General features: G+C 58.4%; 14 protein-coding genes and 1 tRNA gene. 4 read left to right on the forward strand and 11 right to left on the reverse strand.

The genetic code is table 11. From position 1 onward, the window contains the following. Positions 1 to 182: 182 nt before the first annotated feature. From GTP69_RS22595 to GTP69_RS22615, 5 genes are all read right to left on the reverse strand, one after another. Positions 183 to 1,304: an HNH endonuclease gene (locus GTP69_RS22595; RefSeq protein ID WP_161056978.1), complete on the reverse strand. Its 1,122-nt coding sequence runs from the start codon at positions 1,302 to 1,304 to the stop codon at positions 183 to 185. Beyond that, positions 1,297 to 1,803, reverse strand: a complete 507-nt coding sequence (locus GTP69_RS22600; protein WP_161056979.1) for a Mov34/MPN/PAD-1 family protein — start codon at positions 1,801 to 1,803, stop codon at positions 1,297 to 1,299. The genes GTP69_RS22595 and GTP69_RS22600 overlap by 8 nt, the downstream gene beginning before the upstream one ends. After that, positions 1,779 to 3,275 carry a ThiF family adenylyltransferase gene (locus GTP69_RS22605; RefSeq protein WP_161056980.1) on the reverse strand — a complete coding sequence of 499 codons (1,497 nt, stop codon included), beginning with the start codon at positions 3,273 to 3,275 and terminating at the stop codon, positions 1,779 to 1,781. Before GTP69_RS22605 ends, GTP69_RS22600 begins: the two co-directional genes overlap by 25 nt. A 209-nt stretch (positions 3,276 to 3,484) precedes the next feature. After that, positions 3,485 to 4,492 carry a nucleotidyltransferase domain-containing protein gene (locus GTP69_RS22610; protein ID WP_161056981.1) on the reverse strand — a complete coding sequence of 336 codons (1,008 nt, stop codon included), beginning with the start codon at positions 4,490 to 4,492 and terminating at the stop codon, positions 3,485 to 3,487. A 276-nt stretch (positions 4,493 to 4,768) separates the two neighbouring features. Continuing rightward, entirely contained in the window at positions 4,769 to 5,035 is a 267-nt protein-coding gene (locus GTP69_RS22615; protein ID WP_161056982.1) for a hypothetical protein, read from the reverse strand. A gap of 718 nt (positions 5,036 to 5,753) precedes the next feature. On the opposite strand from GTP69_RS22615, the gene GTP69_RS22620 reads away from it, so the two are divergent. Next, on the forward strand, positions 5,754 to 5,990 hold the full coding sequence (locus GTP69_RS22620; RefSeq protein WP_161056983.1) for a hypothetical protein: 237 nt from the start codon (positions 5,754 to 5,756) through the stop codon (positions 5,988 to 5,990). Between the two features lie 129 nt (positions 5,991 to 6,119). Here the strand turns inward: GTP69_RS22620 and GTP69_RS22625 are convergent, their stop codons facing one another. Next, a complete protein-coding gene (locus tag GTP69_RS22625) occupies positions 6,120 to 6,443 on the reverse strand; it encodes a hypothetical protein (protein ID WP_161056984.1) in 324 nt (107 codons plus the stop codon). A gap of 182 nt (positions 6,444 to 6,625) precedes the next feature. Between GTP69_RS22625 and GTP69_RS22630 the strand changes: the two genes are divergently transcribed. Then, positions 6,626 to 6,880: a hypothetical protein gene (locus tag GTP69_RS22630; protein ID WP_161056985.1), complete on the forward strand. Its 255-nt coding sequence runs from the start codon at positions 6,626 to 6,628 to the stop codon at positions 6,878 to 6,880. A 21-nt stretch (positions 6,881 to 6,901) separates the two neighbouring features. Then, complete coding sequence (locus tag GTP69_RS22635) at positions 6,902 to 7,210, forward strand: hypothetical protein (protein WP_161056986.1); 309 nt, start codon at positions 6,902 to 6,904, stop codon at positions 7,208 to 7,210. Positions 7,211 to 7,405: 195 nt separating this feature from the next. On the opposite strand, the gene GTP69_RS22640 is transcribed toward GTP69_RS22635, so the two are convergent. The 3 genes from GTP69_RS22640 to GTP69_RS22650 all read right to left on the reverse strand — a co-directional run bounded on the left by GTP69_RS22640 (position 7,406) and on the right by GTP69_RS22650 (position 9,984). After that, entirely contained in the window at positions 7,406 to 8,419 is a 1,014-nt protein-coding gene (locus GTP69_RS22640) for a site-specific integrase (protein ID WP_161056987.1), read from the reverse strand. A 164-nt stretch (positions 8,420 to 8,583) separates the two neighbouring features. Continuing rightward, positions 8,584 to 8,668: transfer RNA gene (locus GTP69_RS22645), tRNA-Leu, on the reverse strand. A gap of 53 nt (positions 8,669 to 8,721) precedes the next feature. Beyond that, complete coding sequence (locus GTP69_RS22650; protein WP_161056988.1) at positions 8,722 to 9,984, reverse strand: voltage-gated chloride channel family protein; 1,263 nt, start codon at positions 9,982 to 9,984, stop codon at positions 8,722 to 8,724. A gap of 110 nt (positions 9,985 to 10,094) precedes the next feature. Here GTP69_RS22650 and GTP69_RS22655 point away from each other — a divergent pair, with 110 nt between their 5' ends. After that, complete coding sequence (locus GTP69_RS22655) at positions 10,095 to 10,898, forward strand: coiled-coil domain-containing protein (protein WP_161056989.1); 804 nt, start codon at positions 10,095 to 10,097, stop codon at positions 10,896 to 10,898. On the opposite strand, the gene GTP69_RS22660 is transcribed toward GTP69_RS22655, so the two are convergent. Then, complete coding sequence (locus GTP69_RS22660; RefSeq protein ID WP_161056990.1) at positions 10,895 to 12,265, reverse strand: multicopper oxidase family protein; 1,371 nt, start codon at positions 12,263 to 12,265, stop codon at positions 10,895 to 10,897. The genes GTP69_RS22655 and GTP69_RS22660 overlap by 4 nt on opposite strands. Beyond that, positions 12,262 to 13,644 (reverse strand): TolC family protein, encoded by a 1,383-nt coding sequence (locus tag GTP69_RS22665; RefSeq protein WP_202424532.1) that lies wholly within the window; start codon positions 13,642 to 13,644, stop codon positions 12,262 to 12,264. Before GTP69_RS22665 ends, GTP69_RS22660 begins: the two co-directional genes overlap by 4 nt. Positions 13,645 to 13,666 lie beyond the last annotated feature (22 nt).

Consider the following 13,666-nt stretch of genomic DNA (forward strand, 5'->3'; position numbering starts at 1 on the left):
GCAGTTCACGCCAGCGGCTCCTCATGCTTAGCCTAGACGAGATTGCCCATTGGGAGCGCGCCCCATGGCAGTTGGAAGAACGTGGTCTTTCTCAACATGATGGGCCGCGCAAACTGCAAGGAGAAAAATCTGGAAATTATGCAAGTCTCGTCACGTTGAACGGACTCGAGAATTCCCTATTTCTATTTAAGGCGCAGGGCCTTTTTCCAGTAAGGAGTTTGCCACTCCCAAGCATGTACTTCTTCGAAAATCTTCGGGAGCAGCATACGACCAATTTCGACGCTTGCGCTCAGCGGCGTCGCGGGTAGAATGTGCAGTACACCAACCCCAGCCGCATTTAGTGCATTCAAGAACGCGTTGAATTGCCGTCGAAACTCAAGGACGTGCGCCTCGCTTCGGATGATTCCCCTATTAGGCTCTTCAGCACGAAATTCCAATACCGGCATTTCAAGATTCGGCCTAGCGGCCCGACCTGAAAGACTGACCAGAACCGCGACCTCGCTAGTGAGCTTTTCGGGCACATCGAAGTGGTATTTTGGAGCTGGACAATCGGACCGAACATCCCATAGCCATCGTTCACTCGGCAAATCGAGTACCGATGCTTCCATTTTATCCCCCAGAAGCGCCCCTAATTTCATGAGCATCGGTATCGGCGCAAATGCCGCAATCGTCAAGTGCGTCGGGCCATTCTTCTCAGTCAATGCCGGGCGAATCCGCTGCTCAAAAATCGCCTGCAGTGCCGCTTCAGCGCGAGGCCAAAAATCAGCGGCGCTGTCGAGGATGTCGAAGTCTGCCCGGTCGATGTGGATGTGCGGGCTTCTGGGAGCGCGTGTGAAGCGGCTATTCTCCAGCATCGCATAGTTTATCTGACGTACATCGAATACCGGCAAATGAGTCCCGACGGGGAACGACATTAATATCGGCAGGCTGTCCATAACTCCAGTCGCGCTGTAAATCAACTCGATGCGCGCCTCCTGCTCGCGCTTCATGGCGAGCAACTGCTCCGAAGTGTATTCGCTGTTTTTCCCATTGCGGTCCACGCGTGCATGACAGTCATAGCAAGCGAGCATTAGATTGTTTGCATCATCAGCAAGCTTTTCTGATAGTCCTACCACACCGCGAGCTCCTGCCGGGCTGTCGGCGACGATGTGTGCCAGTTCGCCGATTTTAGCGGCTCGCTTCGTCAGGAAATCACGGGAGACAGGTTTATTACAGCCCCGGAATTGACATCTTCCTGCAGCGGCGATCCAGAGCGCATGCCTTGTCGCAGGTGGAATTGCTGCCCGTGCTTGGGTTCTAGCCATTCTTTTCCTCTTCTTTCAGTTCAAAAAACGCCCCATCGGTGGTCATTGCCCAGATGCGAATTCGCTCTATGCCAACGATTGGGAAGAACAGCATATCCCCGTGAAATGTGTCTTTTGCCAGCGCTTGCTTCCAATCCTGACGATCAACTCCGCTCGGCGTCGGATCTCGTTCTGGGTGCGTATGCCAGAGGCCCAGGTACGCGAGCGTACTGGCCTCTTCGGACCATCGACGTTGGGCGATTGTGCTGTGTTTTTTCGAACGGAAAAATCCGAAGCGGCTGCGGCGATCGCTCTTTTGTGGCGTGGTGACCTCGTCCACCACAACGTCGTCCGTGTCAAGAAGATGGCGCCCCAAGAGGACGCCGCCCGCCTCCGATTGACACCAAGAGCGCTGGCGAAACATTAGCATCTGTTCGACTGCCTCCTCCACAAGGATAAGGCGCCGATTGTTTGACACTCGAAAGACCAATTTCATCAGGCTGCCTTGCAGTGCTTGCATGGTCGTCCAAATGCGCGCTTCGATTGCTCGTCGCTCGGCATAGTGGTGCGTGCGGCCTTCCACCACGGTGTGGTGCGCAAATGTTGTCCGGCTGCGGCTTCGCCGTCTCCGGCCCAATACCGGTATGAAGCACCGCCCGCGCCCGACAGCGCAGGGAGAAGGTGCTCAGCGGCCATCAGCGCTGTACGGCGGGACTGGAGTGCCCCGTATGGCACGAATACGCTACCACAGCCAGTAATCGTCTTAGACACTGGCTGGTTTGGCGCAAGGAAGGCAATACGAGACTGAAGACTCGAGACTCCTTCGTCGTTCCGATAGAGGCAGTTCAGACAACCCTCACTCTGCGTCCAGGTCAGGACAGAATGTCCGCCCAGATCAAGCGGTTCTAGCCACGTGAAGAGCACCGGCAACTGCTTGGTTTTCTTACGCAGCGCGCGTGAAAATGCCTGTTCAAGTGTTGGCAGACCAAGAGCAAAAACGACGGCATCGACATCGCCAAGGTCTGCATCATGCAGCCACTCCTCTCCTCGAATAGCAAGCGGAATAACTTTGAGGCCCGGATACTGATGCTCAAGCTTAAATTGGAGTGCGCGTACTTTCGGAAGCTCAATCCAAATCGGGTCGAGGATGTGCCGAAAAACGTTATCTTCGGAGTAGTCGTCGTAATCGACAAGCGTAAGGCGCCCCACACCTGTCGCTGCAAGCGCGTCAGCGATAACAGCGCCAATGGCCCCGCAGCCGACGACAACGACATGCTTTGAGAACATCGCTGAGGAGGCGCCGCCACGCTCGCGCATATAGATAGGCGTGAGGCGCCGCATCGTCAACGGCTTGACCTGGGCGTTGAGGTCGACATCGCCATTTCGTGTTCGAAATTCAACACCGACAACCGAAACGCCGCCGGCCGCGCGCGGAACGGATACCATCAGCACTGCTTGTTTCGGATGGTTCTTGTTAGACGAAGGGCGAACCAGTCGAGTCCAAAGCGCAAGCTGGGCGGCCGACATCTTATCGCGTATTGCAACTACATAAGCAGCGGTAAGCTGTTCCGGATTCACCGGCGGTGGCGCCAGCTCCGCCATATGGATGTATAGAGCGCTCTGAGCAGCAGCGCCTTTTACATCAAAATCCCTGGGCGGCGGCACATCGCGCTCGGTGAAAAACCAATGCGGCTTCTTCCCCCTGAACTTAAGGTAGGAAGTAACTAATCGGTCTTTTCCGTCGGCGTCAAATGCACCCGATGAGCCAATCGAGTCCGGCAACCAACTCCAATAGCCCTCGACTTCATTGAAGAATTCTGCGAGGCCGCCCAGCTTGTCTGAATCCCACTTTTCAAGCAAGTCAAATGCGGCCAAAAAAGTGTGAGCGACAATGTCAGCTTGTCGATCAGGGTCTAATGACAAGCCTTGGTTGTCGCTGACGCAAACAGTGCCGAAGTACCCCACATGAGGATGCAGCCGGCCGGTTGGCATCAGTCTCACGTGAGGGAGGCGGGTAAGCGAACGGTTCAGGCATTCTATAGCCAAGTCCCAGCGCTGTGCGGCTCCTTGAACAACAACACGGAGACGCTGCTGGGGCGTGACCTCCAGGACTTCCACTTGGAGGCCACGGTCGCGACTTGCCTGCCTAACGGCTTCGAGGCAGGCATTGACCAAGACCTCATTAGTCCCATCGCCCCCCATCAGGCAGAGTTACCCGTACTGATCACAGGCGGTACCACTGCTCGAGCGGTAGCTGCCTTTTCAGGGACTACAAATTCCGCGCCGAACTGCTTGTTCAGCACCTTGCAGGCATCTTCCGGCAAGTCTTCGTCGAGGGCCTCTTCGAGAGCGTCCCGAAGAACCTCGAACTTAGCCTTCACCGTGCTCATCTGCCCTTCGCTCATCCAGCCCATGAGGTCACTGTAAGGGACAACCGGCAGCGTCACTGCAAGCCGCTGATATGTACTGCCATTGGCGCTGGCCCAATGAAATTGTGTGAGAATCGCGTTGACCCAGTTCAGCATTGCTTGAAGGTCGCCTGCCTTGCCGGACATCTCGAAGTAGGGTTGGAACCACTGCTGAGCTGCGACGGTCAGAGCGATGCTCAAGGGAGCACCGGACAAAAACTGGACTTGCCGCCAACGCTTGAGGTAACGAATGCAGCGGCGGTATTGTGCCAGCTCATCTTTGTCGGAGAACGCGGTGCAAATGAGTTCGGTGAGTTTCTTCGGGTCCGATGGCTCCCAAACCCGCTTGTCCGACGCCGAATTCTCCTTGCCCTTAGCGAGATCAAGAAAGCCATCATCGCGCTTAGTATAGACCGCCAAATCAACGTGGTACGCAATCTCGTCGCCGCGCATGTAGTTCACGGTGACACACGGACGACGGATATTTACGCTCCGGCCATGGGTGTCCAAGGCGTCCCGAATTTTTTTCTTTAGAACAACAGGATCTGGATATTTATCTCTTTTGCAATCAAAAATCAGCCCGACGTCGATATCGAAGTTGCCATCGAGCGGAATTACCCCTGTGTGCATGGAATAGCTGCCTTGATGGAAGTTCGCGAATTCCGGAACATCATCTGCGAGGTTTTTTTCGAGCGCGCGCAGCAGCGTGTCACGCTTTTCGCGCAATGTCGCCTTTTCGTCATCCTCATCGAGCTTGATTTTGAAGTGGAAATCTTCAAAGTTTTTCTGGACTGCCGGCATTATAAAAATCCTTATTTAAGAGTGAGACTCGCCGTGTGCACGTTGCACACCTGGCATGCGGATAGTTTACTTCTGGTAAGTATTAGCACTCGAGTTTGCCGAGCGCTAATCCCACAATCATACTCTTGTCTTCCGGAAGTGGCGTCATCTGACTTGACCTAGGAATAAATATTTTTCTTTTTCGTATTTTTTCTTGATTTTTTATACTGGATTTAAACACAGCCCAGAGCACAGCACGATAGTTGCCTTTACGCGAAGTAGGACAGTGCCCAACCATCAGTTCCGCTCCTTGAAACTCTGCGCCCAATCGATCACTTCTTTAGCGTTGTAGAGCGGCTGCGCCCTGCCCGTTTTTGTGGGCAGCCGGATCGCCTTGGGAAATCCCGGTAGACATGCCATCCGCTCCCGCACCACTTGGGGATCACGCTTCAGATACTGCGCAATGGTTGCGATATCCCACAGATCAATCGATAGGGGGATCGCCGGCCGAACATATACGGCCAGCGCATGTGCCAAACGGTCGACAAATTCAATATCGTTCATGACATCCTCACCTTCTAGCGCGCACAAAAATGCTTGGCCATGGAGCAGATCATGAGGTCGGCAACCCGTTTGGAACGCGATCCAGATCAACCCGGCGGCGGATAGATGCAAAAATCATCACATAAATATATGAAAAGAAATTTTTCACCTTATTCACTTCGTCGACAGCGGTGACCACATTCAGGAGAATAGGTTGGGATGCCAACCACAGAAGATTCACCGCTCCCCCGCCAGGCGTATGGCCGGAGCTGAACTGAGCGGGCCGACAGCATTACCTGCACCATTGCCTTAGCGAGCACCGTCAGCACGAAGGTGCCGACGGCAGCTAAGTTGGCCTGCTCGTTACGCAACGGCTTTCGGTAGCGCACCACGGCAGCCGTGCCCTTCCCCGCAATCCGAGCGACCCGCAGCGCCTTGAACGGCAACTGCGCCCGCCTGGTCCCAGCCGACCGGTGCACCAGGCCTGAGATGTTCGCTCAGTGCTGGCTGCTGGTTGTGGGGTGCTTTCTGCTTGTCGCCGTCCGCTCGGGGCTGGAACCACCAAACGCGATAGGCGGTACGCGGAGGCCGGGCCAACCCGTGCATGTCGCGTCGGCGATCCGCGCCCGCTTTTCGCACCCCGCCCATTGAGCGCGATAAACGATATAAAACTTGCCAGGTTGATTGCAATATGCATTTAGTTTTATTATCATATCAGCACCACGTTCTCGTGCCGACCATGAAAACCATTCCCGTAACCATCCGCGAAGTGTTGATTGCTGCAGGCGCCATAACGCGCGATGAAGTCGGCGCCCTCATTTTTGCGGGACTTACCGAGTCTGAGTCCCAATTTTTTGTGGCGCACGCACGCACCCCACCACCGCAACGCGGATTTGCCGAGGATTTGGTCTACAACCAGCTTCGGCAACGGCACCTTCGCGCAAGGATGATTGGCCTTCCTCCACGGCAGGAATAAAGCGGCCGCCAACGCCCAGTCAACCGCAGGGGCCAAGCACGCGCTGGATCGGAGTCGACGGCAAACCCTCATGCCAGCGGAGAACCGGCTAAACCGGTGCCGTGATCGCGCACCTCGTCGTTGATCTAATCAGGAATGCGCCAGCGACAGCAGATCCTGAAGGGTGTCGACATAGAAAATGGCCAACGTCTTCGGGCGCGGAACGCGGCCGCTGCATTTCGCAATCAGTCTGACCACCATGCGGCCGACGTCGGTGGGATGGAAGTTCTGAAGCCGCAGCAGCGGCTGGTCAGCGCGAGCGAAGCCGTTGGCGATCAGGCGCTCCTGCAATATCGTGCCGTAACGACTAACCAAGTATTCGTTGCGGAAGCCCCAGCGTGTATTCGCATGATGCGTCGTGGCGGCCGGCTTGTCGCGCAAGACGGCCAGTAGCGTGGCGACGCGGTGGAACATCAGGCAGCGATAGCAATTCTTGGGAGGACCAGCATTTTGGCCGGTGCTGTTCTGGCGCAGGCGCCACCCATGAATTCAAGCATCGGTCCGGCGTTTCATTGGCGATAGCCCGGCGCTGGGAGCTGCGTGCGGGAGAGGTCGTAAATCATGGTATATTTATCTTTTCTACAACGGAGGTAAAGATGTTCACGGACCCCGACCTGCGCAATGTTTCCGATCTCACTACTGGAGATTTCATCGCGTTTGAGCTATTCGACGCGGACGTCTGGCGCGCCTTCCGCATTAGCCGAACTGCGCTGGACGTACTAAGCAATGGCCGTGATCTGCCCCCGTTGCAGTCGTTTGAGCAGAATTTCGATCGCATAAAAGGAGTCGCGTTCAACGCCCATAAAGTGGGTAACGGCTACGTTGTTCTGGATTCCGACAGCTTTAAATAACCGACGCGTTAGGAAGCAAACATGCGATTCAATCTGGAGCTCGGGGCGGGAGAATATCGGCATGCGGATGTACTCTTCATCGGGCACATAGCGAAAGTCTCCCTGTGGATGGGCGATCCCATAAACTCCGTCGAAAGCCAGTACCAAATGCAATTCGGCGACGACTGGGTCGCGAAAGGTGATTTGGAAAAGGCGCATGATGCAATTCGGGTTGCAATTGCTGACGCGCTTGATCGTGGTTTCGACCCTTTTCCTGTCGAATTGCTGCCAGAACGCAGCAGCCCAAGATGGGTCGGTCGTATCCTTGATCTATCCAATCCCCAGCAGTAAATCACGCGGCCATCCCAATCCCACGCTCGTGCACGAACTTCGCCTGAATCAGCGCACCAGCCTTCGTAAGAGAGGCGCTATTACCGCGTGACCAGAATCGTTCAAACCAAGTACCCGCCCAAAAAGCAGCGGATGTCCTTGTGCATGTAGATTTGGATAAATCATCTCGCTGCGGCACAAGCCTTCCCCCAAACCTCACTGCAGCTTTTTGGAAAGCTCCTCCGCCGTCTCGTTGTAGTAGGTCTGCAGCTCATTCAAATTACGATGCCCCACCACTCTTGCCAGCTCCAGCACATTGAGCTTCTTCGCCAGACGCGTGATCGCCTCGTGGCGCGTGTCGTGGAATTTCAGGTCGTCGATCTGGCATCGCGCCTTCGCCTTGCGGAACAAGGCGTCCAGGCTCGTAGCGGTGATGTCGAACACCGCATCTCCAGCCGGCATCAGCGCGATCAAATCCAGCGCCCGAGTGGACAATGGCACATCGCGCTTGGTGCCATTCTTGGTGCGGGGTAGATGGGCCACGCGGCCTTTGAGGTCGTTGCGACGCAAGCCGCAAATCTCGCCGGCGCGCATCGCCGTCTCGATCGCGAACAGGAACGCCACCGCCACGGTACCGCTCCTGGTCGTGACAGGGCCTTCGTCAAACCCCAATGCCACGCATAGGCGGTCGATTTCGTCCTCGCTGATACGGCGGTCGCGCGGCGCGGAGCCTTTGGGCCGACGCACATCGGTGGTCGGACTCTTGACGATCCACTTCCACTCGCGCCGCGCGGTAGTGAACACGTGCGACAGCAGATTGAGTTCGCGGATGACGGAGGCCCCTTTGACCTTGTCGGTGAAGTTGGCGGCGAGCGTGCCGCGCAACCGCAGATCGCGCCACTGGCCAAGCAAGTCGGAACTCACCTCGCTCAAACGCAGGCTGCCAAGCCGCCGGCCGCCGACCACGTGGTCGGCGATCGCCGCCAGTCGGTGCCCTTCCATGCGATGCCCGCGCTTGTGGACCGAGACTTCCTTCAGGTAGCGGTGAAAGGCCTCGTCCAGCGTTTTGAGCGTATCCATCGGCGCGCTCTCGCCCTGACGGATCTGGGTTTCGCGCACGGCCGCCCAGGCGACCGCCTCCGCCTTGGTCGTAAACGTCTTGGTGTCCCGCGTGCCGCGGATAGCAACCGCTGCCCGCCAGCCCTTCGGTGTTCTGGTGAAGCTCGCCATAACTGTCGAGTTGTGTAAAACGTGTGTAAATTTTGTGTAAATCGTAGCAGGGATAATAGGCCCGAAGCGCCGTTCTGCGCTTGATTCCCCACAAACAAAAACGCCATAAACCCCTGATTTACAAGGACTTATGGCGTTCTGTGCTGTAGTACTAATTCGGGGGCTGGTGCTCCGAGCCGGAATCGAACCGGCACGCCTTGCGGCGGCAGATTTTAAGTCTGCAGTGTCTACCAATTTCACCATCGGAGCCCAAACAGCCCAATATTATGACATGAACTCTACATAACTGCCAGACAACTCTTCTAAGATAACGGCGGCTGACGGTCACGCGCCACTGGCGGCAGCCGGTACTTGACCAGGCTGACGCGCTGCGACCGGTAGATGCCGCAATGGCCGGAGAACAGATACGCCACCACGCAAGCCAGCGCCGCGTAAGGCCCGATCTGCGGACCGAATAACTCGATCGCCATAATGGTGGATGCCAGCGGCGTGTTGGCGGCGCCGGCGAACACCGCCACGAAGCCCAGTCCCGCCAGCAGCGCAAACGGCAGCTGCAACAGCGGCGCCATCGCATTGCCCAGCGTCGCGCCGATGTAGAACAGCGGCGTCACCTCGCCGCCTTTGAAACCGCTGCCCAGCGAGGCCACCGTGAACGCAAATTTGCCTAGAAAATCCCACGGCGCCACCGGCTGCTGGAACGCTTCAACAATCACCGGAATACCAAGGCCGATGTAGCGCGTGCCCAGCCACCACGCCGCCAGCGCCACAAGCGCGCCGCCAACCATCGGCCGCAGCGGCGCATAGCCGATACGACGCTTCATGAAGGCCGATGCCGCGTGTGTGGATTTGGCAAAAGCCATGCCCACCAGTCCAAACACCATACCCGCCACCATCACCGCCAACACGCTCCAGACGCCAATCGGCGCCATGGCGTTCATCGCGTAGTGGGTGTGATGCACGCCCCAGGCCATGCCCACCTGGTCGGCGACGATGGCGGCGACCATGCAAGGGAAGATCGCATCGTAACGCAGGCGGCCAATCGCCAGCACTTCCAGCCCGAAGATGGCGCCGGCCAGCGGTGTGCCGAACACCGACGCGAAACCGGCGCTGATGCCGGCCATCAGGATGACGCGCCGTTCGCTGTGGCGCAGACGGAAGATCGGCGTCAGCTGGTCGGCCAGCGTGCCGCCCATCTGCACCGCCGTGCCTTCACGCCCGACCGAGGCGCCGAACAAATGCGACACCACGGTGCCAATCAACACCAGCGGCGCCATACGCAGCGGGACGACTTTCTTGGGATCGTGGATTTCGTCGATCAGCAGGTTATTGCCGGCTTCCACACTGCTGCCCACCTTGAGATAGATCCAGCCGACCGCGAAGCCGGCCAGCGGCAGCAGCCAGATAATCCACGAATGGGTTTCACGCCAGTGCGTGGCGTAGTCCAACGCAAACAGAAAACCAGCCGACGCGGTGCCGCTTAGCACCGCAATCAGGCCGGCCAGAAAGGTCCACTTACCGATATACGGCAGCAGCAGGAGTTGTTCAGGGTAGCGAGATGGCGTCATAGAACGGTCGATACTAACAAATCCGCTGAGATGGATCAAATCTCATGTGGATAGGTCTAATACCTTATCAGCCCGCCATTGCCCGATTCGCTCGACAGGAGGACGATTTCATGATGGAAGAGCGCATAACAACACTGGAAGCAGCGTCCGACAGCAACGCCACGGCGCTTGCTGCGCTGGGGAACGAGATGAACGATCGATTCAATCGCATCGAAACCGAGTTAAGCGAACTGCGCCAGAACAAGGCTGATAACGACTCGACCTTATACCGGCTCACCAATATGCAGGACGAGATGAACCGGCGTTTCGGTGAATCCAAAGATGAATTGCAGCGACGAGCAACCGAATTACGGGAACACATCGAACGCGCCTCGATCTTGGGTCGCGAGGAAACCGAGGACTGCAAGCAGGAAATCCGCACGGAAATCGAGCGGCGTTTCACAGAGTTGCGCGGCGAAATTGAACTCCGCTTCGAGATGTTGCGAAGCGCGGAAGAGAAAGATTTCAAAGCCGCCAGTGACAACCTGTCCACCCACACAGCAATGATACGAGAGGACATTGACCGGCGATTTAACGAATTGCGACATGAGCTGGACCGGCGCTTCGCCGAACCAAGGGAAGAAACCAACCGAAGATTCGGACTCGTAGACGACCAATTCAAGCAAGTAGAAAAGCGCTTCCAAGAGGTGGATCAACGCTTTGACGAGATAGATAAGCGTTTTGACGCGGTAGACAAGCGCTTCGAAGCAGTTGACAGGCGCTTCGAACAGGTAGACAAGCGCTTTGATCGCGTGGAGGCCTCCATTGACGAGTTGCGTAAGGAACTCCAGCGCTTTATGCGCTGGGGCCTTGGCCTCCTGATGATGATCGCCGTGGCGGCAATCTCAGCGGTTGCCAAGGCCTTTCTCGGCTAGTGATGGTGATGCATATCCCCATCCCGCTTCACGTCGATCGCCTCTGAGGGTTTGGCCGGCGGTGCGCCCGGTGCGCGCGGAGCGGGCGGCAGTTCGCCCGTCCACTCGTGCGCCACGGTACCTGGCGGATGCTTGTACCAGCCCGGATCCTTGTAGTCGTTGCGCGCCAGCCCTTCCCTCACCTTCATTACCGTGAACATGCCGCCCATATCCAGGCCGCCGAACGGACCATCGCCGCTCATCATCGGCAGCGTGTTCTCCGGCAGCGGCATCTGCATGCCGCCCATCGCTGCCCCCTTGTCGCCCATCACCATATAGCCCGGCACCAGGTTATTGATCTTCTCCGCCACGCCGCTGTGATCCACGCCAATCATGGTCGGTACCGAGTGCCCCATGGCGTTCATGGTGTGATGCGATTTATGACAGTGGAACGACCAGTCGCCGGGCTCGTCGGCGATAAACTCGATCGCCCGCATCTGGCCCACCGCGATATCGGTGGTCACCTCCGGCCAGCGCGCCGCCGGACGCACCCAGCCGCCATCGGTGCCGGTCACTTCAAACGTATGGCCATGCAAATGCACCGGATGATTGGTCATCGTCAGATTGCCGACGCGGATGCGCACGCGGTCGTCCTTGCGCACCACCATCGGATCGATGCCCGGAAACGCGCGGCTGTTAAACGTCCACAGGTTAAAGTCGGTCATCGTATTGATCTTCGGCGTGTAGCTGCCCGGATCGATATCGTAAGCATTCAGCAGGAAGACAAAATCGCGGTCCACCGCATGCTGCTTCGGATCGCGCGGATGCGTCACCCAGAAGCCCATCATCCCCATCGCCATCTGCGCCATCTCGTCCGCGTGCGGGTGATACATGAAGGTGCCCGCATGCTTGGCCACAAATTCATACACAAACGTCTTCCCCGGGGGGATGCCAGGCTGCGTCAGGCCGGTCACGCCGTCCATGCCGTTCGGCAGACGCTGACCATGCCAATGCACGCTGGTGTGCTCCGGCAGCTTGTTGGTCACGAAGATACGCACCCGGTCGCCTTCCACCACCTCGATGGTCGGGCCGGGACTCTGGCCGTTATAGCCCCACAGGTTGGCCGTCATGCCGGGCGCAATCTCGCGCACCACCGGCTCGGCCACCAGATGGAACTCCTTGACGCCATCCTTCATCCGCCACGGCAGCGTCCAGCCATTCAGCGTAACGACCGGATTATATGGACGGCCGTTCGGTGGCGACAATGGCGCCTGCGTAGCGGCGGTCGATTGCACCGGTGCTTCCGGCAGCGAGGCCACTGCGGCCTTGGTCACCATGCCGGCGCCGATCAGCGCCGCGCCGGACAAGAAAGATCTGCGGTCGGTCATGGTTGTACTCCTTTATTCGTTGGCAGACGGCCGCCCAGTGCGGCCTCCAGGTTGGCTTGCGCGGTCCAGTAGTCCCGCAGCGCGCCGATGTAGCCGCTAACGGCGGTGGCCTGTTCGCGCGCATCGGCCAGCAGTTCGAAGACGCTCATCAACATGCCGTTGTAGCGCAACAGGGTTTGCTCGGAAATCTGCTTCCGCAGCGGCAGCACGCGGTCGCGGTAGTGGCGCGCCAGATCATATGAAGCGCGATAGTCCGCATAACTCTCGCGCGCCTCGCTGCGCGCCTGCACCGCCGCCTGCGCCAACTGATTGACCGACTGCATATAGGTCGCTTCCGCCCGCGCGACACGCGCCGAGCCCCAGTCGAATAGCGGAATCTCCAACGTCAGTTCATAGCCGCGCGTGGCGGTTGGGCCGTCGGTGTTGCGCACCGCACCCAGATCCAGCACATTGATGAAGCGCGTGGTGCGCGTCAGGCCCAGCGTGGATGCCGTCTGCTCGGTATCCAGTTTGGCGGCCTGGATATCCAGCCGCTCGTCGACCGCAGCCTGCTCCACGTTCGCCAGTTCGCGCGGCGCGGCCGGCAGGTCGGGCAGATGATCGGGCAAGCGGTACGCCGCCGCCTGTTCGCCACTCAAACCCAGTAAGCGCGTCAGCTTCTCGCGCGCCGCCACGGCGGCCTTTTGCGTATGCGTGACATCGGCCACCGTTTGCGCGTGATAGGCCTGTTCCCGCGCCATGTCCAGCGAACTCCAGTTGCCGGCCTTGCGCATGCGTTCCGACAGCTCGGCGCTGGCCTGCGCAGAAGCTTCGACCTGCTTGGCGTAGTCGGCGATCTGCGTCGAGGCTACGGCATCAACCCAGGCGCGGCGCGTGTCGGCAGCCACCTTCAGCGCCTCGTTCGACACCAGCAGCTTGGTTTGTTCAAAGCGCCGGCCTTCGATGCGGCTGGCCATCGGCGCGGTAATCAGCCCGACCAGGTTGAAGGTCAGCGTGCGTTCGATGCCGACCTCGCCGCCGCCATGGCTGCGTTTAAAGTCCAGCACCGGATTTTGCAGACGGCCAGCCTGCACCAGGTCCGCCTCGGCCACGCCCAGCGACCAGTAAGTGGCCTGCAGACCGCGGTTATTCAGCAGCGCGACCTGCACCGCATCGTCGGCAGACAAAGGCTGCTCCAGCTTTTTGCCGATGACGGCGGCCAGCGCGCGCGCGTCGTCTTCATTGCGCGGCAGACGGCCGGCCACGCTCGCAGGCGCGCCGGTGCGTTGTTCGCTCACGCCGGCGACCGCGCCAAAGCCGCCGTCGCCGGACAGCGATGCGCAGCCGCCCAGCAGCGCCAGCAAGCTCACGCCGCCGACGAGTTTATACAGAGAAGTCATGTCCTCTTACCTCAAGAATCGT

Source organism: Duganella levis (assembly GCF_009857605.1).
GTDB classification, from domain to species: Bacteria; Pseudomonadota; Gammaproteobacteria; order Burkholderiales; family Burkholderiaceae_D; genus Rugamonas; species Rugamonas levis.

What these genes read in the sequence shown, in the direction of transcription:
- GTP69_RS22595 (WP_161056978.1), bottom strand. Translation starts at nt 1,304, where the DNA reads ATGGCTAGAACCCAAGCACGGGCAGCAATTCCACCTGCGACAAGGCAT.
- GTP69_RS22600 (WP_161056979.1), bottom strand. Translation starts at nt 1,803, where the DNA reads ATGCAAGCACTGCAAGGCAGCCTGATGAAATTGGTCTTTCGAGTGTCA.
- GTP69_RS22660 (WP_161056990.1), bottom strand. Translation starts at nt 12,265, where the DNA reads ATGACCGACCGCAGATCTTTCTTGTCCGGCGCGGCGCTGATCGGCGCC.
- GTP69_RS22650 (WP_161056988.1), bottom strand. Translation starts at nt 9,984, where the DNA reads ATGACGCCATCTCGCTACCCTGAACAACTCCTGCTGCTGCCGTATATC.
- GTP69_RS22655 (WP_161056989.1), top strand. Translation starts at nt 10,095, where the DNA reads ATGATGGAAGAGCGCATAACAACACTGGAAGCAGCGTCCGACAGCAAC.
- GTP69_RS22635 (WP_161056986.1), top strand. Translation starts at nt 6,902, where the DNA reads ATGCGATTCAATCTGGAGCTCGGGGCGGGAGAATATCGGCATGCGGAT.
- GTP69_RS22615 (WP_161056982.1), bottom strand. Translation starts at nt 5,035, where the DNA reads ATGAACGATATTGAATTTGTCGACCGTTTGGCACATGCGCTGGCCGTA.
- GTP69_RS22610 (WP_161056981.1), bottom strand. Translation starts at nt 4,492, where the DNA reads ATGCCGGCAGTCCAGAAAAACTTTGAAGATTTCCACTTCAAAATCAAG.
- GTP69_RS22605 (WP_161056980.1), bottom strand. Translation starts at nt 3,275, where the DNA reads ATGCCAACCGGCCGGCTGCATCCTCATGTGGGGTACTTCGGCACTGTT.
- GTP69_RS22665 (WP_202424532.1), bottom strand. Translation starts at nt 13,644, where the DNA reads ATGACTTCTCTGTATAAACTCGTCGGCGGCGTGAGCTTGCTGGCGCTG.
- GTP69_RS22620 (WP_161056983.1), top strand. Translation starts at nt 5,754, where the DNA reads ATGAAAACCATTCCCGTAACCATCCGCGAAGTGTTGATTGCTGCAGGC.
- GTP69_RS22630 (WP_161056985.1), top strand. Translation starts at nt 6,626, where the DNA reads ATGTTCACGGACCCCGACCTGCGCAATGTTTCCGATCTCACTACTGGA.
- GTP69_RS22625 (WP_161056984.1), bottom strand. Translation starts at nt 6,443, where the DNA reads ATGTTCCACCGCGTCGCCACGCTACTGGCCGTCTTGCGCGACAAGCCG.
- GTP69_RS22640 (WP_161056987.1), bottom strand. Translation starts at nt 8,419, where the DNA reads ATGGCGAGCTTCACCAGAACACCGAAGGGCTGGCGGGCAGCGGTTGCT.